This is a genomic window from Stenotrophomonas sp. LST15-1-1.1, assembly GCF_040815575.1.
GTDB lineage: Bacteria > Pseudomonadota > Gammaproteobacteria > Xanthomonadales > Xanthomonadaceae > Stenotrophomonas > Stenotrophomonas lactitubi_B.
Genome location: NZ_JBFPNJ010000001.1, coordinates 486,222 through 504,548 on the forward strand (window position 1 = coordinate 486,222; position 18,327 = coordinate 504,548).

The 18,327-nt window shown below is 66.7% G+C and carries 19 protein-coding genes; 5 read left to right on the forward strand and 14 right to left on the reverse strand.

What is annotated here, in order from left to right:
* Positions 1–63: 63 nt before the first annotated feature.
* From MRBLST15_RS02235 to MRBLST15_RS02290, 12 genes are all read right to left on the reverse strand, one after another.
* Complete coding sequence (locus MRBLST15_RS02235) at positions 64–324, reverse strand: hypothetical protein (protein WP_265952444.1); 261 nt, start codon at positions 322–324, stop codon at positions 64–66.
* Positions 321–1,670 (reverse strand): TFIIB-type zinc ribbon-containing protein, encoded by a 1,350-nt coding sequence (locus tag MRBLST15_RS02240; protein ID WP_265952445.1) that lies wholly within the window; start codon positions 1,668–1,670, stop codon positions 321–323. Before MRBLST15_RS02240 ends, MRBLST15_RS02235 begins: the two co-directional genes overlap by 4 nt.
* Positions 1,671–1,694: 24 nt before the next feature.
* The gene (locus MRBLST15_RS02245; RefSeq protein ID WP_229978891.1) at positions 1,695–2,843 is read right to left on the reverse strand and encodes an SPFH domain-containing protein; all 1,149 of its coding nucleotides are present in this window, start codon (positions 2,841–2,843) and stop codon (positions 1,695–1,697) included.
* A gap of 167 nt (positions 2,844–3,010) precedes the next feature.
* The gene (locus tag MRBLST15_RS02250; RefSeq protein WP_312704049.1) at positions 3,011–3,544 is read right to left on the reverse strand and encodes a lipocalin family protein; all 534 of its coding nucleotides are present in this window, start codon (positions 3,542–3,544) and stop codon (positions 3,011–3,013) included.
* A 14-nt stretch (positions 3,545–3,558) separates the two neighbouring features.
* The gene (locus MRBLST15_RS02255; protein WP_367785030.1) at positions 3,559–4,635 is read right to left on the reverse strand and encodes an SAM-dependent methyltransferase; all 1,077 of its coding nucleotides are present in this window, start codon (positions 4,633–4,635) and stop codon (positions 3,559–3,561) included.
* Between the two features lie 5 nt (positions 4,636–4,640).
* Positions 4,641–5,417 carry a DUF1295 domain-containing protein gene (locus tag MRBLST15_RS02260; RefSeq protein ID WP_367785032.1) on the reverse strand — a complete coding sequence of 259 codons (777 nt, stop codon included), beginning with the start codon at positions 5,415–5,417 and terminating at the stop codon, positions 4,641–4,643.
* Positions 5,417–5,959, reverse strand: a complete 543-nt coding sequence (locus MRBLST15_RS02265; RefSeq protein WP_367785034.1) for a DUF2878 domain-containing protein — start codon at positions 5,957–5,959, stop codon at positions 5,417–5,419. The genes MRBLST15_RS02260 and MRBLST15_RS02265 overlap by 1 nt, the downstream gene beginning before the upstream one ends.
* Before the next feature lies 1 nt (position 5,960).
* Complete coding sequence (locus MRBLST15_RS02270; RefSeq protein WP_312704053.1) at positions 5,961–7,226, reverse strand: cyclopropane-fatty-acyl-phospholipid synthase family protein; 1,266 nt, start codon at positions 7,224–7,226, stop codon at positions 5,961–5,963.
* On the reverse strand, positions 7,223–7,990 hold the full coding sequence (locus tag MRBLST15_RS02275; RefSeq protein ID WP_265952452.1) for a DUF1365 domain-containing protein: 768 nt from the start codon (positions 7,988–7,990) through the stop codon (positions 7,223–7,225). The genes MRBLST15_RS02270 and MRBLST15_RS02275 overlap by 4 nt, the downstream gene beginning before the upstream one ends.
* Positions 7,987–9,264: an NAD(P)/FAD-dependent oxidoreductase gene (locus tag MRBLST15_RS02280; protein ID WP_367785036.1), complete on the reverse strand. Its 1,278-nt coding sequence runs from the start codon at positions 9,262–9,264 to the stop codon at positions 7,987–7,989. The genes MRBLST15_RS02275 and MRBLST15_RS02280 overlap by 4 nt, the downstream gene beginning before the upstream one ends.
* Before the next feature lies 1 nt (position 9,265).
* The gene (locus tag MRBLST15_RS02285; RefSeq protein ID WP_312704056.1) at positions 9,266–10,222 is read right to left on the reverse strand and encodes an acyl-CoA desaturase; all 957 of its coding nucleotides are present in this window, start codon (positions 10,220–10,222) and stop codon (positions 9,266–9,268) included.
* Between the two features lie 84 nt (positions 10,223–10,306).
* Positions 10,307–11,074, reverse strand: a complete 768-nt coding sequence (locus tag MRBLST15_RS02290) for a hypothetical protein (protein WP_265952456.1) — start codon at positions 11,072–11,074, stop codon at positions 10,307–10,309.
* A 144-nt stretch (positions 11,075–11,218) separates the two neighbouring features.
* Here MRBLST15_RS02290 and MRBLST15_RS02295 point away from each other — a divergent pair, with 144 nt between their 5' ends.
* From MRBLST15_RS02295 to MRBLST15_RS02310, 4 genes are all read left to right on the forward strand, one after another.
* Positions 11,219–11,842, forward strand: coding sequence for a sigma-70 family RNA polymerase sigma factor (locus tag MRBLST15_RS02295; protein ID WP_312704057.1), 624 nt, complete (start codon positions 11,219–11,221; stop codon positions 11,840–11,842).
* Positions 11,839–12,513: a ChrR family anti-sigma-E factor gene (locus tag MRBLST15_RS02300; RefSeq protein WP_265952458.1), complete on the forward strand. Its 675-nt coding sequence runs from the start codon at positions 11,839–11,841 to the stop codon at positions 12,511–12,513. The genes MRBLST15_RS02295 and MRBLST15_RS02300 overlap by 4 nt, the downstream gene beginning before the upstream one ends.
* A 19-nt stretch (positions 12,514–12,532) precedes the next feature.
* Positions 12,533–13,216, forward strand: a complete 684-nt coding sequence (locus MRBLST15_RS02305; protein WP_367785039.1) for an NAD(P)H-binding protein — start codon at positions 12,533–12,535, stop codon at positions 13,214–13,216.
* A gap of 71 nt (positions 13,217–13,287) precedes the next feature.
* Positions 13,288–13,584 carry a hypothetical protein gene (locus MRBLST15_RS02310; RefSeq protein WP_265952460.1) on the forward strand — a complete coding sequence of 99 codons (297 nt, stop codon included), beginning with the start codon at positions 13,288–13,290 and terminating at the stop codon, positions 13,582–13,584.
* An 11-nt stretch (positions 13,585–13,595) separates the two neighbouring features.
* Here the strand turns inward: MRBLST15_RS02310 and MRBLST15_RS02315 are convergent, their stop codons facing one another.
* Positions 13,596–14,081 (reverse strand): TspO/MBR family protein, encoded by a 486-nt coding sequence (locus tag MRBLST15_RS02315; protein WP_312704060.1) that lies wholly within the window; start codon positions 14,079–14,081, stop codon positions 13,596–13,598.
* A gap of 80 nt (positions 14,082–14,161) precedes the next feature.
* A complete protein-coding gene (locus MRBLST15_RS02320; protein ID WP_367785041.1) occupies positions 14,162–16,357 on the reverse strand; it encodes a hypothetical protein in 2,196 nt (731 codons plus the stop codon).
* Positions 16,358–16,477: 120 nt separating this feature from the next.
* Between MRBLST15_RS02320 and MRBLST15_RS02325 the strand changes: the two genes are divergently transcribed.
* A complete protein-coding gene (locus tag MRBLST15_RS02325; protein ID WP_367785043.1) occupies positions 16,478–18,325 on the forward strand; it encodes an XVIPCD domain-containing protein in 1,848 nt (615 codons plus the stop codon).
* The last annotated feature ends 2 nt before the right edge of the window (positions 18,326–18,327 follow it).

The window sequence follows — 18,327 nt, forward strand, 5'->3', positions numbered from 1 at the left end:
CTGACGTTCCGGTCTGCTTCGAAGGCTGGGATGGTCCCAGCCCCCGAAGCGCTGGCGGAGCGTTCAATCGTCTCCGCTGTTCACCCGCGCCACCCGCTTTCGATACTCATACACGTTGTCGCCGCGGATCCGCTTTTCCTGCGTGCCCGAGATCGAATCCACCCGACGATCCGAGCCGGTCACCGGCTTGGCATCGATCTCGGTTTCGTGTTCGAACGAATGCGATTTGTCGGTGTTGCGGTAGAACCGGTACAGCGCCCAGTACAGCGCAGTTGCGCCGGCCGGGCCTGCCGCCAACAACCAAAGACCACTGTCATCACTCATGTGCTGGCCACCAGGAAGGCAATTGCGAGGGCTTCGATGATCGTGCCGGCGGTCAGCGCCGCCAGCAGCATCTTCCACTGCTGCACCGGCACGCTGCCCATGGTTTCACCGGTCCGGCCGTTCACCGCGATGTAGTGCAGCATGCCGCCGTTCTTGCCGGGCTGGTGGTACGAATAAAGCCACACCGGCAGGTACATGGCCACCCAGCGGGTGCCGTGCACCTCCAGCTGCTCCTGCTCCCAGCGCACGCCACGGTCGTAACGGCGCACCGTGCCTTCCACCTGCGCGCGGGCGATCGACAGCAGCTGGTCTTCCAGCCGCGGCCGCAGCTTTTCGACATCCAGGTTGCGCTTTTCCGAAGTGAAGCCGGCCAGATAGGAGGCGTTCCACTTCACCGCGTTCTTGGTGTCGAAGGGCAGAATCGTGTTGATGATGTTGTTGGTGTTGGCACGCGTGTCCAGGTTGCCGCGCTCGGCCGAGGATTCCAACGGCAGGTCGTCCACGGTGAAGTCGACCTGGCGTTCCACCTGGTAGACATCCGCGTCGTAGTAGGTCTGCTTGTTCTTCTCGCTGCCACGGGTGTATTCGCGCGTCTTGATCTCGCCCTTGCCGGCCACCGCTGCGCTGACATTGCCGTCGACGATCATGTAGGGCAGGTACACACCCACCACGTTTTCCGGGGTGAACTGTTCCTTGAACGCCTTGAGTGCGAACATCCGGCGCTTGTCGACGAACTGGCGGATGCGCGCGACCGCATCCTCCTTCTTGATGTGGAACGGCAGCACGGCGTCAGGCACCGCGCCATTGGCGATCTGTTCGTTGACGCCGAACACGTGGCGGCACCAGTGGCAACGCGCTGTCATCGTGCTTTCGGTGTTGACCGTGACTTCGGCGCCGCAACCGGTGCATTTGAAGGTCATCAGTGCCGAGGTGTCGGCATCGATATCGCGTGCGCCCGATGCAATGACGGTGCCACGCAGCTGGTCGATGGCTTCGCCCAGCCCGAATTCTTCTTCCACCCGTGCGCCATGCCATTCGTGACGGCAGTACAGGCAGACCAGGATGTCGGTGCCCAGCTTGGGCCGGATGTCGGTGGCGCCACACTTCGGGCAACGGTTGAGGCCGTCTTTCAGTTCGGCTGCCGAGGTGTCGATGGCGACCGGGTCGGGCGCCTCGACTTCATTGCGGATGGCCTCGGGAAGTGTCGAGGTATCGAGCGGGAAGCTGCCGGGCAGGGGAGGGACGTCCTGCGGCGATCCCGGCCCATCCAGCACCGCCGCCGGCAGCGGCGGCGGTGCTGAAGCGGATCGGGGCAGCGGCGGAGGCGTGTTTCTGGGATCGGACATGGTGGTTGCGCGTCCTGCGTCTGCTTACAGTCCCAGCGCCTTGGCCTTCAGCGCGTCGTAGTCGGTCTGGGTGATCAGGCCCAGATCCAGCATTTCCTTGGCCTTCTTCAGCTTGGCCACCGGGTCGTCGGCAGCCGGCGCGGCGGGGGTCGCCGGCTGCTGCAGGTTGCCCGCGCCGAACATGCCCGATGCCATGCCCACGCCGACAAGCCCGGCGGCTCCGCCGTTCTCACCTGCGGACTGGATGCCCTGGGCAACGCTGGCCTGCAGGTTGGAATTGCCGCGCGAGCCGGACAGGGCATCGGCGCGCTGCACGGTCTTCAGCAGCTCACGGGTGTTGGCGTCGTACTCGATCGAGACGATGGCGGTCTTGACGATGGCCAGGCCACGGTCGGACTTCCACTGGTAGCCCTGTTCGACGGCGGCCGACAGGCTCTGCGCAAAGCCCAGCGAATCCTGCTGCAGCTTGGTGATGCGGTTGCCCTTGCCCGGATCGTTGGTGTACAGGCTGAATGCCGGCGCCAGCGAGCCCACCACTTCATTGAACAGCTGGCTGGCAGCGGCGTTGTCCAGGTCGGTGAAGTCGAACACCTGGCCCGGCTGCAGGTAGCTGGCCGGAACGAAATTCTTCACGAACAGGATGGGGTCGACGATCTTCAGCGTGTACGAGCCACGGGTGACCGCGCCGACCTGGGTGTTGAGGAAGCCGTCATCCCAGTAGATTTCCGACTGCGTGCCGAAGCGGTTGTCCGGCAGTTCCTTCAGCGAAACGAAGAAGGCGGCCTGCTGCGAGCCCGGCTGGCCGCCGAACTTGAAGCGCTCCCAGCTCTGCTTGATGAAGGTGCTGACCAGGCCGTCGCCGGCGAAGATCGACTGCGAGTTCAGGTCATCCGAGCGCCATTCGTAGCCACCCGGCTCGGCGACGAAGGCGGTGATCGCACCATCCTGGAACAGCAGCAGGCCGTAGCCTTCCGGAACGACGATCTTCGAGCCGTTGCTGATGATGTTGGAGGAGCCACTGGTGTTCGAGCCGCGCCCGGCATTGGTGCCTTGGGGCACCGCTGCGAACAGGGCTGCCGTGGACGGCAGGCCGGTCGGCACGGTGTAGAAGTCTTTCCATTGGTCCGCCAGCACGCCGCCGACTGCACCCTTCACCGCTTGTACCAGACCCATGACCCACTCCCTGTAGTTGCCGGACAGGCACCACGCCTGTCGTGCTCGGCTGACTATAGAGGAGGCAGGCTACGCCCGGCTAGCGGCATACCGAGCCCCCATTCATCTCGTCGTGGGCCCTGGCGCGCCTGAAGCCCCAGCCGCAACCCGTAGCTCTTGCAGGCGTCTCACCGCACCGATTGCGGCACCCGGCGCAGCTTTGCGGTGTCATACCCCATCGCCTTGATTCGGTCGACCGCCTGCTGATACTCCGCTTCGCTTACCTGCGGCGTACGCGCCATGTACCACACATAGTCGCGCTTGCTGCGAGCCACGATGGTCTGGGTGTAGCCCTCGTCCAGCCAGGCAATGAGGTACTCGGCCTGGATGGGCCAGATGAACTGCATGCCCCAGACCGCGCCATTGCCGTGCTTCTCGACGCGGCCTATCGGGTGCATCGACTTCTGCGGTGACTGGAAGCTGCCCTTGCGGTAGGTGAAAGTGGTCTGGACGCGGCCATCGGCCCGCAGCGCATAGCTTTCCACCGCATCGAAGGCCTCGCGCTCGGGCCGCGACGGAATATGGGCGATGACATACCAGTCGCCCATGAAACGGGGTACGTCGACCTTCGACGGCAGCGGGATGGGGCGGGTGTCGTGGCTGCTGCAGCCTGCACCGAACAGGGCAACGGCCAGCAGCGTGAACAGTGGGGCGATGCGCATGGTGGCAGTCTCCTTCAGCGAGGACGGAACAGGTAGTGGGCGACCAGCCATTGCTGGCCGTCGTCGTAGCCGAACAGCTCGGCGCAGGCCATCCAGAACATGCGCCAGCGCTGCCACCAGATGCGTGCGGCGGCTTCGTCGCCATAGGTCTGCGCCAGGATCGGCAGCAGCTGCTCGCGGGCGGCATCCTGGTTGGCCAGCCAATGGTTGGCGGTGCGCTGGTAGTGGGTGCCGTCCAGCAGCCAGCGCTGGTCCAGCACCAGCTCGCGCTGGAAGTGCAGCAGCGTGTCCGCGGCCGGCATCAGACCGCCGGTGAAGAAGTGCCGGCCCATCCAGTTGTCGTCGCCCTCGGTTTCGAACGGATACATCAGCGTGCGATGGGCGAAGATGTGCACGAACAGCGCGCCGTCCGGCTTCAACCAGCGGGCGATGCGACCCAGCAGACGGTCGTAATTGCGCACATGCTCGAACATCTCGACCGACACGCAGCGGTCGAATGCCGCTGCAGGCAGCTCCAGCTGGTTGACGTCGCGGGTCAGCACCTCGACGTTGCCGAACCCGCGCGCCTCGCACTGCGCCAGGATATGGCTGCGCTGGCTGTGCGAGTTGGACACGGCGGTGATGCGCGCGTTCGGGTAGCGCTCGGCCATCCACAGCGTCAGCGAGCCCCAGCCACAGCCCAGCTCCAGGATGTGCTGGCCGTCGGCCAGCCCGGCGCGCTGTCCGTACAGCTCCAGCATCGCATCCTCGGCCTGGTCCAGCGTCTCGCTGCCGGTGCGGTAATAGCAGCTGCTGTACTTCAGGCGATGCCCCAGGCAGCCCTGGAAGAAGGCGGCGGGAACCTCATAGTGCTGGCGGTTGGCCGCATCCACATGCAGGGCCAGCGGGCTGCTGGTCAGTTCGGCAATGCGGCGGCTGAAGCGCTGCGACTGCTCCTCCATGCTGCCGGCCGACTCTTCGGCCAGGCGTTGTGCGCACAGGCGACGGATGCCCGCGCGCAGGGCTGCATCAGGCAGCCAGCCACGCTCGGCCCAGCCGGTGAGTCCGCCCTCGGTATCGGCAACCGGAGCAAGGGACGGGGTGCTGTTCATCGGAATCACTCCTTGGGGCTGCGCGGAAACCACGGGAAGAACATCGAGGTGCTGCGCTGGTAGTCACGGTAGTCATCACCGCGACTGCGCAGCGCCTGTTTTTCGGTGAAGGGAACGCCACTGAGGTAGCGCAGGAATACATACATCAGCACCGGCCCGGACCAGGCCAGCCACCACAGGGGCGATCCTGCCGCCAGCAGCACATAGGTGAACCAGTGCAGCCACTCGAAGAAGTAGTTGGGATGGCGTGTATAGCGCCACAGCCCTTCGCGGCAGGTACGGCCCTTGTTGCCCGGGTCGGCACGGAAGCGGGCCAGCTGGCGGTCGGCGAGCGCTTCGCCACCCACGCTGAGCAACCACACAACGACGGCCGCTGCGATCCAGCCAGGCATGTCGCTGCGCGGGTTGTTGGCCACGGCAAAGAACGGCAGGGCAAACAGCACCACCAGCGCAGCCTGCGCCATGAAGAAGCCGAAGATCTTTCCCTGGTGGCCGTGCCAGTGCTCACGCAGATAGCGGTAGCGACCGTCCTCTGCTTCGCTGCGCACACGGCGCCACAGGTGCAGGGCAAGTCGACCTCCCCACAGGCCACCCAGCGCCGCCAGCGAGATGCGTGGCTGCAGCGCGCCATCACCCAGCCATGCCAGCAGCAGCGCGCCGGCCGCCACACCCTTTGCCCACAGCACATCGACGATGCCGATGTTGCGATGCCTGCGTTGCCACGCCCAGCCGCAGGCCATGATCAACACGGCATACAGCAGTACCCACCACACGCTGCTCATCAGGTTGCTCCAATCAATGGGGTGTCGTGGTTGCCGGGCGTTCCGCGGCGGGCCACCGCACACAGCAGCGACAGCGCGATGCACCAGCCCAGCGCCAGTGTTGCGACGCCCTGCCAGGCCGGGGTGGTGAAGTGCACCGCCTGGAATCCGCGCGCCGCAGATAGATACGCCAGCGGCGCCAGCAGGCCGAGGGCCACCGGCAGCAGCCAGTGCCGCTGCAGGAAGGCCATCGATGCGGTCAGCGTCATCGCAAAGGCCGCCCACAGCGCGAAGATCCACGGCGGCGGCACCCATCCCAGCGGCGCCGCGGCGTAGTGCACGCTACCGCTGGCGGCAGCGCTGCCATCCACCAGCCAGGCGCAGGCCAGCGCCAGCAGCAGCAGGCGAACATCCAGGCGGGGCTGCGGTGAGGTGAGCAACTGGCTGCCGACATACACGCTGGCTGACAGCACGGCCGGCCATTGCCAGCCACGGCCGGCGCCGGCAACGGCGCACAGCCACACGATCTGGTTGCCGATCACGTTGGCCCAGGTGCGGCGCATGTCAGCCGATCCGTTCGCCGTGGGCATCGGCTTCGGGGCGGTAGCCAGGCCGTGCCAGCAGTAGATGCGACACGCCGATGGAGCGCTCCAGGAAGCCACCTTCGCAGTAGGCCAGGTAGAACTCCCACAGCCTGCAGAAGCGCTCATCGAAGCCCTGCGCGCGTACCGCCGGCAACTGCGCCAGGAAGCGCTGTCGCCAAGCGCGCAGGGTCAGTGCATAGGAGTGGCCGAAGTCCTGCTGGGCGATCAACTGCAGGTCACTGGCCCGCGTCTTGGCAGCCAGGATGGCATTGATCGACGGGATGAAGCTGCCCGGAAACACGAAGCGCTTGATGTAGTCCACGCTGCGCCGCGCCTGTTCATAGCGCTGGTCTTCGATGGTGATGGCCTGCAGCAGGGCCACCCCATCGGGCTTCAACAGCCGCTGCAGGGTGGCCATGTAGGTATCCAGATACTCGGCGCCGATGGCCTCGATCATCTCGATGGAGACCAGCTTGTCGAACTGTCCCTGCAGATCGCGGTAGTCCTGCATCAGCAACGTCACACGATCCTGCAGGCCGGCCTCGCGCACGCGCTGTGCGGCCAATGCGTGCTGTTCCGCGGAGATGGTGGTGGTGGTGACATGGCAGCCGTAGTGCTGCGCGGCATGCACGGCAAAGCCACCCCAGCCGGTGCCGATCTCGACCACGCGATCGCCCGGCTGCAGTCGCAGCTGCTGGCAGATGCGGTCCAGCTTGCGTCGCGACGCACGCTCCAGCGAGTCGCCGGCATCGGTGAACAGCGCCGAGGAGTACATCAGGTCCGGCGACAGGAACAGGGCGAAGAAATCATTGCCCAGGTCGTAATGGGCTGCGATGTTGCGACGGCTGCCTTCGCGGCTGTTGCGCCGCAGCCGGTTCCAGCCGCGCAGCAGCCAGCCGCCGATGCGCGCCGGCCCGCGTTCCATGCCATCAAGCAGGTCGCGGTTGCGCACCAACAGCTGGACCAGCGCCACCAGATCATCGCAGCGCCAATCACCGTTGATATAGCTCTCGCCGGCGCCAACGCTGCCGTTCGCGGCTACCTTGCGGTAGAACGCCGGGTCGTCGATGGTCACGGTAACGTGCAGGTCGCTGCCTGCGTTGCCCAGCTGCACCTCGCCAAACGCATCGCGCACGCACAGGCGACCGTTGTGCAGCGGCGCAAGCTGGGCCAGCAGGCGCCGGCGCAGGAACGCGTCCAGGGTGCCTGGCTGGGGCAGGGTGGCCGAGGGGGTCATTTCGTTCATCGCGGTTTCTCGGCTAGGGAAGGATGGTCGTGCACAGGGTTGCGCTTGAGCCAGAGGCGCAGTGCCTGCCAATGGATGGCGGCGACCACCTGCGCGCTCATCAAGGGGTAGCCGGCCAGCACCCGGGCAAGTCCGCGGCCATCAATGGGCCGCCGCTGCATGCTCTGGGTGGCATCGAACTGGCGTTGGCCGTCGCGCCAGACCTGCATGTGCACGCGCAGGTCATCAGCGGGCGCGGTAAAGCGCCAGTCATAGGCGCAATCCATAGGCATGAAGGGGGAAACGTGGAAGGCCTTGTCGAACTGCCAGCGCAGGGCGCGACCCTGCCGCACCGCGGTTTCGACCGGCAGCACGTAGGCGTGCCGCTCCTTCCAGGGGGTGTTGGTGATCTCGGCGACGATGCAGTCCAGGGTTTCGCCGTCTGCGTGGTAGCAGTAGTAGAAGCTGACCGGATTGAACACGTGGCCGCCGAACCGCAGGTGGGTCAGCAGGCGTACCGGACCATCGGGGCGCCGCCCGAGCACCGTGGCCGCATGATCGCGCACGGCGTTGGCCAGGCAGAGTGAAGGATCGCCGAAGTAGTCGCTGCGGCGGAACTCTGCCAGGTTGCGGCGACCGACCGACCACAGCCAGCGCCCGGCAAATACCTGGTCCAGCTCGTCCAGGTCCAGCAGCAGCTGCGCGATCGGGTAGCGGAACGCGTGCGCATGCGGGTGGTAGCGACGATGCTCGACGTGGCCGAAGTAGATGGCGCTGGCGCTCACGCAGGCACCTCCATCTGCTGCGCGATGCCGTTGTGGAACGAGCGCGCCTGCAGCGCGTCGACTACGCGGCGGGCACTGCGGATGCCGTCCTCATGGAATCCCCAGCCCCAGTAGGCACCGGCAAACCAGGTGTGCCGATGTCCCTGCACCTCGCCCCAGCGCTGTTGTGCCTGTACCGCAACATGGTCATGTATCGGATGTGCGTACTTCAGGCGGCGCAGCACCTTGGCCGGATCGATGGCCTCGCTGCGGTTTAGGGTCACCACCAACGGAGTGTCGCCGGGCAGGCCCTGCAGCAGGTTCATGCAGTAGCTGACCGTGCAGGGCGCGGAAGGATCGTGCGGCACATGCGCATTCCAGGCCGCCCAGGCCTTGCGGTTGGCAGGCAGCAGCGAGGCATCGGTGTGCAGCACGGCCTCGTTGGGCTGGTAGCGGATCGCACCCAGCACCGCCTGCTCAACCGGATCCGCGTCTGGCAGCAGGGCCAGGGCCTGGTCGCTGTGACAGGCCAGGATCACCTCATCGAAGCCTTCAATGCCGTTCGCCGTGTGCACACGCGCGCCCCAGGGCATGCGCTCGACTGCGTGCACGGGGCATTCCAGCCGCTCGTGTACCCGCCAGCGCGCACGCAGCGCATCCACATAGCGGGCCGAGCCGCCCTTGACCACGCGCCAGGACGCGCGCCCGGTCATCTGCAGCATCTGGTGGTTGGCCATGAACTGCACCAGATAGCGCGCCGGAAAGTCCAGCACCTGCGCGGTCGGTGATGACCACAGCGCCGAGGCCATCGGCAGCAGATGTTCCTGCACGAACGCCTCGCCATAGCGCTGGCTGTGCAGGTACTGGCCCAGCGTAGGTCCCTGCTCCTCGCCGAGCAGCAGGGGGGCGTCACGATAGAAGCGCCGCAGGTCGGCCAGCATGCCCCAGAAGCGCGGGGACACCAGGTTTCTTCGCTGGCAGAACAGGCCATCCAGCGAGGTGGCGTTGTATTCCACGCCGCTGCGCTCGCTGTGCATCGAGAAGCTCATCGTGGTGGGCTGCGAGGCCACCCCAAGTTCATCGAACAGGGCCGACAACAGCGGGTAGTGGTGCGGATTGAAGACGATGAACCCGGTGTCGACCGCCATCCTGCGTCCGTCCACCGTCACGTCGTGGGTGTGGGTGTGGCCGCCCAGGTAGTCGTTGGCCTCGAACAGGGTGACGTCATGCTCGCCGTCCAGCCACCACGCGCTGGCCAGACCGGCGATGCCGGACCCGATGATCGCGATGCGCATGTCAGTGCCTCGCCTTGGCGAGCACCCAGGCCGGGATCGGCTTGAGGCCCTTCACCAGGCCCAGCGCAGCCATCATCCGCAGGCCATACCAGCTGATGTCGATCTCCCACCAGCGGAAGCCCTGGCGCGCGGTGCCGGGGAAGAAGTGATGGTTGTTGTGCCAGCCCTCACCGAAGGTCAGCAGGGCCAGCCACAGGTTGTTGCGGCTGTCATCGCGGGTCTCGAAGCGGCGCCGGCCGAAGCGGTGAGCCAGCGAATTGATGGTGACCGTGGCATGGAACAGCACGACGGTGGAGATGAAGAAGCCCCACACCAGCAGCTGCGGGCCGCTGGTGTGCAACGCCGGGGCCACGCGCTCGAGTACCGCACCGAGGCCGTACAGCGCAGCGGCCAGCAACACGGGCACCACGGTGTCGAACCGGTCCAGCCAGCGCAGCTCGGGGTATTTGGCCAGATCGGGAATACGCTGCAGATCGGTGGCAAAGGCGCCGCGGGTGAGGAACCATCCCATGTGGCTGCGCCAGAATCCGCCCTGGCGAGGGGAATGCGGGTCCTGCGGTTGATCGGCGTGGCGGTGGTGATGGCGGTGGTGTGCTGCCCACCAGAGCGGGCCACGCTGCACGCTGGCGGCACCGATGACGGCGAACACGAACTGCACGGTGCGCGATGCCTCGAAGGTGCGGTGCGAGAAGTAACGGTGATAGAACGCGGTGATGGCGAACATCCTGATCGCGTACAGGAACACTGCGACCGCAACCGCCGTCCAGGACACGCCTACCCAGATCACCCCGAGGCAGGCCACGTGCAACAGCGCGAAGGGCAGGGCGCGCAGCCAGTCGATGCGGTCACCCTGACCGCCGTCCGCCGCCGCTTCGCTTCCGGCATCGGTATCGAACCAGCGCTTCAAGGTGCGCAACAGGCGCGAACGTCTGCGGAGTGGAGGCGCTGCGGATGCCATGGACGGGAGCCCGAGGAAGTCGATTGCCTACCTCTACGTGTTGTGGTGCCGGTTGGATGCAGACGATTGCACTCGACTGCGTTTTCACTTGGCCGTAACAACGCAGCTCGATACCAGCGGTTGCTGCAGGTCATCGCGCCAGCGTTGCTCCGGCTGCTCGGTGGCGGCGGTGGCAAAGCGCACGGTCACCTGCGGGTAGTTGCCACGCGCATCGCGCAGGTTGCTGGTGCCACGGAATTCCAGCAGACGGCGATCGGCATCGGCGTAGACCAGCGACAGACGCGGGGCCACCGCGCCGAACCATGTGTCAAGACGGACATCCACGGCGTGGGCGGCACGCCCCTGCCAGCGCACGGCGCCCTGGTACTGCACCTGCACGGGGTAGAAGCGCTGCCGGCCGGGCACCAGGAAAGGCAGGCTGACCGGCCTTCCATCCAGCAGCGTCTGCCAGTGTCCCCGCACGGCGGCATCGAAACCGACGTCGATCACGGCGTCCGCTGGTAGAGGCAGCTGCTTCGTTCGTGAAGGCGCAGACCTGTCTTCCTTCCAGTCGACCTGGACCCCGTCGCGGCCGACCACCACGCGGGCCGCCTGGCCGCTGCGTGCGTCCTGCAGTACATAGCCCCGCGCCTGCAGCCGCGCGGCGGCGGGCATCTGTTTGCGGGCGAACGGTTGCCCCGCAGGGCAGAGGTACTCCACCCAGCGCTCGCTGCCATCGCCGGTCCCGCGCTGCCAATGCACTTCGCGGTAGGCAGTGGTTCCGTTGGGCAGGGTGGCAACGCCCTCCGAACGCAACAGCGGCGCCGCACCGACGGCGCAGGGGGCGACCATCAACAACCAGGCAGCACGCATCGGGGCGATCCATGGGAGACTTGCCCGCCTGTACGGGCGCCGGCACCGACTGGATGCACGCTGGCGCCCATCCCGGGTGCATCCAACCGGCGCTGCTGTGCGTAGAGACAAGGACTCCTCTTCACTCAACGGCTGCCCCCGCCGATGTACCGTCCACCCGCCAGCCCCTCTCTTTCCTTCGACACCGCGCGGATCGTGTCCAGTTCACAGCAGCCCAGCAACGAGCCGACGAACTGGAACGGCGAGATGGACGGTGTCGCCCGGCTGCGCGACCGTGACTGCTTCCTGCGCATCTACGACCACTTCATGCCGCGCCTGTGCATCTATCTGCGCGGCCTTGGCGCACCTGCAGCGGTGGCCGAAGAACTGGCCCAGGAATGCCTGCTGCGCCTGTGGCTGCGCGCGGCCGAATTCGATCCTGCGCAGGGCGCGCTGAGCACTTGGCTGTATCGCATCGGCCGCAACCTGCACATCGATCGGGTGCGCCGTGAGCGCAGCTGGATGCAGGTGCAGGAAGCGGTTGAGGACGCTGCTGCCGGTGACATCAGCGAGCGCAGCAGCGCCGAGCAGTTTGCCGACCATGCCCGCCTGCGCCAACGTATCAACGAGCTGCCGGCCACGCAGGCGCGCCTGGTACGGATGTCCTACTTCGAGGCCAAGAGCCACAGCGAGATCGCGCAGGCGCTGGGCATGCCGTTGGGTACGGTCAAATCGCACCTGCGACGAGCGTTCCTGCAGTTGCAGTCGAAGGTCGGGGGTGCACCATGAATCCGCACCACCATCTGCATGAGTCGACGCTGATGAGCTACGCCGCCGGCGCCCTGCCGACGCCCCTGAGCATCGTCGCCGGCACCCATCTGGAACAGTGCCCGCACTGCCGCCAGCGCCTGCGCGAAGCCGAGGCCATCGGCGCCGCACTGCTGGAGCAGACCCAGCCGTCGGCGGCTGAGGCGCGGCGAGCGGGGCTGCGCGAGGCAATGCTTGCGCAGCTCGATGTGAACCAGGCCGGCACGGTGCCGAGCCCGCTGCGGTCGATGCCGCCGGAACGGCCCGAGGCCGACCCGGACCATCTGCCTAGGTCGCTGCATCCCTACTTTGGCGATTCGCTGGGTCGGCTGCACTGGCGCTGGATGGCCCCCGGCGTGCATTGCATCCGCGCCGAGCAGATGCCATCGCTGATCATGCTGAAGATCGCGCCGGGCAAATGCCTGCCGATGCACAGCCATGGCCGCAGCGAACTGACCCAGATCCTGCGAGGCTCCTACAATGATGCACTGGGCCTGTTCGCACCTGGCGATATTGCCGATCTGGACGAGGACGTCGAGCACCAGCCGGTAACGGCGCCTGGCGTACCGTGCATCTGCGTGTCCGCGCTGGACGCGCCGCTGGTGTTCAGTGGTTGGCTGGCACGGAAGATCCAGCGCTTCGTGAAACTCTAGACTTCTTCAAGGTCAACGCATGCACCAGACACGTCCGCTGCGGATTCTGCTGACCGGTGCGACCGGACTGGTCGGGCAGGGCGTTGCCCGTGCCTGCCTTGCTTCGGCACCGGTGGTGCGGACCGCAGCTCTGGTCCGCAGCAAGGCCGGGCTTGACGCGCGCATCGAGCAGATCGTGCTGGCGGATTTCCAGCAGGCCCGCAACGTGAGCCCGCAGCTGGCCGGATTCGATGCCTGTTTCTACTGCGCCGGCGCGCCGCCGGTCGGCACCGCCGAGGATGAGTATCGGAAGGTCACGCTCGATGCCACCCTGGCTGTAGCTGCGGCATGGGCCGAGGCGAATCCAGACGGCCGGTTCCTGTATGTCTCCGGTGCCCACGCCAATCCACACAGCCGGATCATGCCGCTGCGCATCAAGGGTGAGACCGAGGCCGCGCTGGCGCAGCTCGCTGTGCGTACCGTCATGCTGCGTCCTGCCGGGGTGCGCCCCGTGGAGGGAACCGGCACCCGCCATGCGGCGCTGAAGCCGCTGTACCGCTTCGGTGGTCCCCTCATGGCCGCCGCCGGTCGCATCATGCCTTCACTGGTGACCAGCAACGAGGCCATCGGCCGCGCGATGATCGTGCTGGCGACGATGCCTGACCCACCGCAGGTGCTGGAATGCGCGCAGATCAATCGGCTGGGTGCGGCGTCCGCAGATTGAACCGCGTGGTGCACATCTGCTGCACATCGAGGCAACTACAGTCGAGGTTCCTCATTCTGTGATGCATCGACGTGAACCTGCAGCCATCGTCCTCTCCGCTTCGCCCGGCGCGCCCCGCACCTGACAACGGTCGTTTCGACCTGCTGAATGTCGATGCACTGCAGGATCCCGGCAGTGGCCGCATCGTCCATCTCTATTCGCTGGTGGCGCGCTGCCTGTCCTGCGAGCTGGTGTTCAAGGCGCAGGAGGGCGACGGACTGGTCAGCACCTCTGCCGCACGCGTATTGCGCTGTCCTACCGGCTGCGGTGAGCAGGCCTTCAGGGGCAGCGCGCTGCGTCAGTGGCGGCAGGCGCCACACGCTCTGTAAGCCGTGTCCGGCTAGAGCACGGTCGGGTTGGCCTGCCACACCGCGTAGTTGAGCGCGCTGGCGAAGGCCACCCATGCCAGGTAAGGCAGCAGCAGCCACGCCGCTGCCGGGCGCACGCGATGGAAGGCGACCACCGTGGCCACGATCAGCACCAGCAACAGCAGAATGTCAGCAAACGCCAGCGCCCCCTGTTTCCAGCCGAAGAACAGCCAGCTCCACAGCACATTGAGCGCCAGCTGCAGCAGGTAGAGCACCAGCGCAGTCTTGGCCACACGCCATCCGCCCTGGCGCCAGACCAGCCACGCGGCCAATGCCATCAGCGCGTACAGCACCGTCCACACCGGGCCAAACACGCTGGCAGGCGGTGCCCATGCAGGCAAGGTGAGGCCTGCGTAGAAGTCGGCTGCCGAGATCGAGGCGCGGGCGCCCAGCGCAGCGGCGAGGAAAGTGATGAAGAACCAGCCGATAAGGCCAACTGCCTGCCTGCGGACATTCATGGTGTATCTCCTTCAGCACTGCCACCGGTTGTGACAGCGCGTTGTACGCAGATGCGTCTTGACTGGATGCAGGCGCCCGTTCAGTCGGCCGTGCCACCGGCGCTGGACTGTGCAGGGGCTGGCAACAACGCAGGCCGACCCTCGAACCACTCGCGCGCGCCGGCCAGATGCCATTGCCGGCGCTGGCCATCCAGCTCGATGCCGGCGCCCAGCAGGCCCCAGCGCAGGTAGAGGTCGCCACGCTTGCGCTGCTCCAGCAGATCCAGCCGCGCACGCAGTGAAAGCCGCTCGTTTTCCGCCTGCAGTCCATCCAGCACCAAGTGCCCGGCCCGCCAGCGCAGTCGGGTGTGCGCATCCACCTGGCCGGAATCGAGCAGGGACAACGCCCAGCGCGGATAATCGCTGCGCTCGGCAAACAGCGCCAGCAGTGGTCTGGCGTCGCGCATGGCGAGGTCCGCACGTGCGTCCACCTGGAAGGGTGACTGCGCATCGATGTCGCCGCGGGCGATGGTGACCCGGCCCCACCACGGTTGTGGTCGCTGCTGGTCACCCACCTGCACATTGCGCAGCTCGATCACACTTCCGCCCAGATCGAACCGGCGCTGGCTGAAGTCGCCGCGCCGCAGCCTGCCATCCACGCGCGCATCGCCCTGCAGGTCGAGCCCGGCCACCTGCAGCCGTGCGCGTTGACTGCGCAGGCGCACGCTGCCGTTGCCGACCCGGCCCTGGGTATCAAGTTCAACGTCGCCGCCCACCTGGCCAGCGCCCCCCTGCAGCCGGACCTGGCCGTTGCCCAGGTAGCGGTTGTAGGCGGTGAGGTCTGGAATGGTTGCGTCGTCGAAACGCAGCTGCGCGCGCACCCCCTTGCGCAGTTCGCGCAGACGACCGTCACCGGTGAGTGTCAGCGCCAGATCGCGACCATCGAACAACGTGGCACCTTTGGCGCCGCCGGCATGGGCGCTGAACGTAGGAAGCTTCACTGCCAGTACGGCGCGCGTCGGCGTTCCGGCCCGCAGTTGTCCATGGGCGCTGGCCGTTCCCTGCAGGTGCACGCCGGCCACCTCTGCCACCGCCCGTGCCGCCGGAATATCGACGCTGCTGCCGGCGGCCAGCTCGCCGTTCTGCAGGCGCAGGTCCGCGCGCAGCACGCCGCCGCCCTGCAGCTGGAACCAAGGCTTCTGCACGAACAGTGCGGGAATCCAGTTGAGCGAGGTGAAGGTCCATTCGCCCTTGACCGTGCCGGAGGTGCGCCCCAGCACCTCGCTGGGATCGTCAAATGGAATGTGTCGCCCGGCAATGATCAGATCCGCGTCCAGTGCAGCACCGGTGCCATCGCGCTGCGGCAATCGCGCCTGCAGACGGATATCGCGAGCAGCATCCAGCTGTATCGCCAGCGTTCCACGGTCCGGTGCGCCGGCCCCTACCTGCAACGGAACCCGCCAGACGGCATGGCTGCCCGGCTGCAGCGCGCCCTGGTCAAGGGTAAGCGAGGCCTGCAGCTGCCCCGGTACGGCGGCGCTGGCAACGGCGGGTCGTTGCGTGTCCGTATCCAGGCGCAACCCCTGGCTGCGCGCCTGTACCTCCAGCACTGCATGCAGCAGGCCCAGCTTTTTCAGGCCCGGCGCCTGGTCACGGTAGTGCCGTGGATAGGAGAACTGCGACTTCAACTGCATGTCGCCGAGCAGCTGGGTGCCATCAATGCTCACATCGGCATCCGCGAAAGCCACCTCCGAGTCCAGCAGCTCCGATGGCCCGCCGCGCAGCTGCTTGACGAAGCCGACGGTGCCGCTGCCCTGGCCGACGATCAACAGCTTGCCCGTGCGGACGCTGCGGATGCTGTCGCTGTGAATCGCATCGAATCGCAACGTCCAGCCGCGGTCACCGCGCGGTGGTGAGGGAATGGCCTGATCCACCCGCGCGATCTCCGCAGCCACACCGGTCGCGTGCAGCGACGGCACGCGCACTTCACGCTGGAACAGGGGCAACAATGCCAGGCGGGCACTGGCCCGGTCTGCGCGCAGCACATACACCGTATGATTGACGTGGCCGCGCATCTGCACGTTCCAGGCGATGACATGTCCCGGCAACAGCGTGATCGCGGGCCCGGTGGTCATCACGAACTTGTGCGGCTTGCGATTGGTGACCTGATCGAACAGCGGCGTATTGAGAAAGACATTGCCCGCGAGCAGGTACAGCAGATACAGACCCAGCAGCACGGCCAGCAGCGTGCGGCCGTGACGGAACCATTGCTGCGGCGGGGCGAGGGAGCGGGGCATGGACCCTCGGCGTGGAATGAGATGACCATCACTATCGTGGATGCCGCTGCGGCGCGATGTGAACGTGCCGCACACGCTGCGCCCTATAATCAGCGTGTCTCTGTTCAAGGAGGTCACGGCATGAATGCCCAGACCAGCAAGGAAGGCGCAACCCCGGATGCGCCGCGCGATGCCGCCACGGCGTCGTTCGATCCGACCTACACCTCGGCCAACAGCGAGGTCCGCGCTGCCGCCGGCGGTTACTCGGTCACGTTGAACGAGGGCGATGGGGCGTTGAAGGTGGGCGCCGAGCAGAAGCGCGCAGCGTCCAGTCTTGCATCGCAGTTCCAAGGCACGTCGTTGAACATGGCCGGCAGCCCGACAGCCGACGGTGGCAGGGACTACCTGCTGACGATGGAGTCGGTGGTCGGTGCAAGCGTGAAAGGTGCCGGCTTCCAGGACACCAGCAGCACCGGCGTACGCGGCCGCTACAGGGTCAGCCTGCCCAGCGACGCGGTGGACGTCGATCCCACCCGCATCAATCCTTTCGATCCGCAGACCATTCCCAACGGTGGCAGCGTCACCCTGGATGGCCAGCAGTTCACCGGCACTGCACTGGAAGGCAGTTTTCGCAACATCGCCATGCAAACCCAGACGACCGAGGCGAGCGGTGCCAGCTACCGCGTGGATCGCCTGGATGATGGCCGGGTGCGCGTCACCACCGGGCCGAACGAGGCGGTCGAAGCCTTCAATGGCATGGGATTCAATGCAGGCAGGCTCAGCGCGATCGCCGGTCGCCAGGACGCGCTCGGCCATTCGGCCGTCCGCACTGCGACCTTCGACATCAATCAACCGGAAGGCCGCCAGGCCTATGAACAGTTCATCGACAACGGCACGCTGAACAGCCAGACCGCGGGCGTGCAGGATCTGGCCACGGTCGAGCGGCTGGGCATGAGTTCGCAGACGCGGCTGAAGGTCGGCTTCGGCGACACGTTTGGTGTCGACCTGGCCGGTGCACGCAACAGCGGTGACGTGGTGCAGGTCAGCCGCGAAGACGGCAGCCGCACCGAACTGCGCAACGTGCAGTACAGCGGCAACCTGCCGGCAACCCGCGTCATCGCTTACGGCGCCGATGGCCAGGAGGACACGGCGCAGCGCCGCTACGAATTCACCTTCGACCTGCGCGGGCATGCGCAGGGCGAGCAGATTGCCGGGATGGTCAACGCGGCGCTGTCCGGCGACCCCGCCGGCGATCGCGGGCCGATGAAGGCCGGCGAACTGAACACCCTGAGCTTCAGCGAGGCGCAGATGCGCACGCTGATGGAGCGCACCCAGTCGATGGTGAAGGACAACCCGACGCTGGGGCCATCGTGGCAGGTGCTTGCCGAGGAAGGCAGCGGCAGGCCGCAGCAGGATGTGGATGCCTTTGCCCTGGGGCTGGCACGCAACCAGGGGCAATCCACGTACGGCATGGCCGAGCGCATGTTCCACATTGCCGCGGCGGGCGGCAAGGATCTGCAGAAGATCGACGCGGCGGTGCAGGGCGAGCACCTGCAGTCACTGGCGCCGCCGTCACCGTTGCTACCCCGGCAGGACCCACGCCACAGCGCAAGCCCGGACCATCGCCTGTGGCTGCAGAGCCAAGGGGCGGTGAGCAGCCTCGACCAGGCGATGGGGCGTCAGCCTGATGCGATGAGTGAACGGCTGGGCATGGCGCTGCTGGTCGCGGCCAAGGGCAAGGGCATGCAGCGGATCGACGAGGCCGTACTCAGCGACGATGGCCGCTATGCATTCGCAGTGCAGGGCCAGCCGCACGCCGCGGATCGTCAGATCGCCCGCACCGATACCGCGCAGGCGGTGGCCATCCCGGTCGAGGACCAGGTACGCAAGCTGCAGGACGCACCCGGGCGGACCGACGCCACGCAGCAGGATGCGCAGCAACAGGAGCGGGCCGTACAGGAGCAGACCGCGCGGGCCTTGGCGCGCTGACG

Bases quoted from the DNA above. Each gene is read 5' to 3' on its own strand.
- MRBLST15_RS02270 (WP_312704053.1), bottom strand. From the start codon at position 7,226: ATGAACGAAATGACCCCCTCGGCCACCCTGCCCCAGCCAGGCACCCTG.
- MRBLST15_RS02325 (WP_367785043.1), top strand. From the start codon at position 16,478: ATGAATGCCCAGACCAGCAAGGAAGGCGCAACCCCGGATGCGCCGCGC.
- MRBLST15_RS02240 (WP_265952445.1), bottom strand. From the start codon at position 1,670: ATGTCCGATCCCAGAAACACGCCTCCGCCGCTGCCCCGATCCGCTTCA.
- MRBLST15_RS02235 (WP_265952444.1), bottom strand. From the start codon at position 324: ATGAGTGATGACAGTGGTCTTTGGTTGTTGGCGGCAGGCCCGGCCGGC.
- MRBLST15_RS02320 (WP_367785041.1), bottom strand. From the start codon at position 16,357: ATGCCCCGCTCCCTCGCCCCGCCGCAGCAATGGTTCCGTCACGGCCGC.
- MRBLST15_RS02315 (WP_312704060.1), bottom strand. From the start codon at position 14,081: ATGAATGTCCGCAGGCAGGCAGTTGGCCTTATCGGCTGGTTCTTCATC.
- MRBLST15_RS02250 (WP_312704049.1), bottom strand. From the start codon at position 3,544: ATGCGCATCGCCCCACTGTTCACGCTGCTGGCCGTTGCCCTGTTCGGT.
- MRBLST15_RS02260 (WP_367785032.1), bottom strand. From the start codon at position 5,417: ATGAGCAGCGTGTGGTGGGTACTGCTGTATGCCGTGTTGATCATGGCC.
- MRBLST15_RS02295 (WP_312704057.1), top strand. From the start codon at position 11,219: ATGTACCGTCCACCCGCCAGCCCCTCTCTTTCCTTCGACACCGCGCGG.
- MRBLST15_RS02300 (WP_265952458.1), top strand. From the start codon at position 11,839: ATGAATCCGCACCACCATCTGCATGAGTCGACGCTGATGAGCTACGCC.
- MRBLST15_RS02265 (WP_367785034.1), bottom strand. From the start codon at position 5,959: ATGCGCCGCACCTGGGCCAACGTGATCGGCAACCAGATCGTGTGGCTG.
- MRBLST15_RS02305 (WP_367785039.1), top strand. From the start codon at position 12,533: ATGCACCAGACACGTCCGCTGCGGATTCTGCTGACCGGTGCGACCGGA.
- MRBLST15_RS02280 (WP_367785036.1), bottom strand. From the start codon at position 9,264: ATGCGCATCGCGATCATCGGGTCCGGCATCGCCGGTCTGGCCAGCGCG.
- MRBLST15_RS02245 (WP_229978891.1), bottom strand. From the start codon at position 2,843: ATGGGTCTGGTACAAGCGGTGAAGGGTGCAGTCGGCGGCGTGCTGGCG.
- MRBLST15_RS02255 (WP_367785030.1), bottom strand. From the start codon at position 4,635: ATGAACAGCACCCCGTCCCTTGCTCCGGTTGCCGATACCGAGGGCGGA.
- MRBLST15_RS02290 (WP_265952456.1), bottom strand. From the start codon at position 11,074: ATGCGTGCTGCCTGGTTGTTGATGGTCGCCCCCTGCGCCGTCGGTGCG.
- MRBLST15_RS02285 (WP_312704056.1), bottom strand. From the start codon at position 10,222: ATGGCATCCGCAGCGCCTCCACTCCGCAGACGTTCGCGCCTGTTGCGC.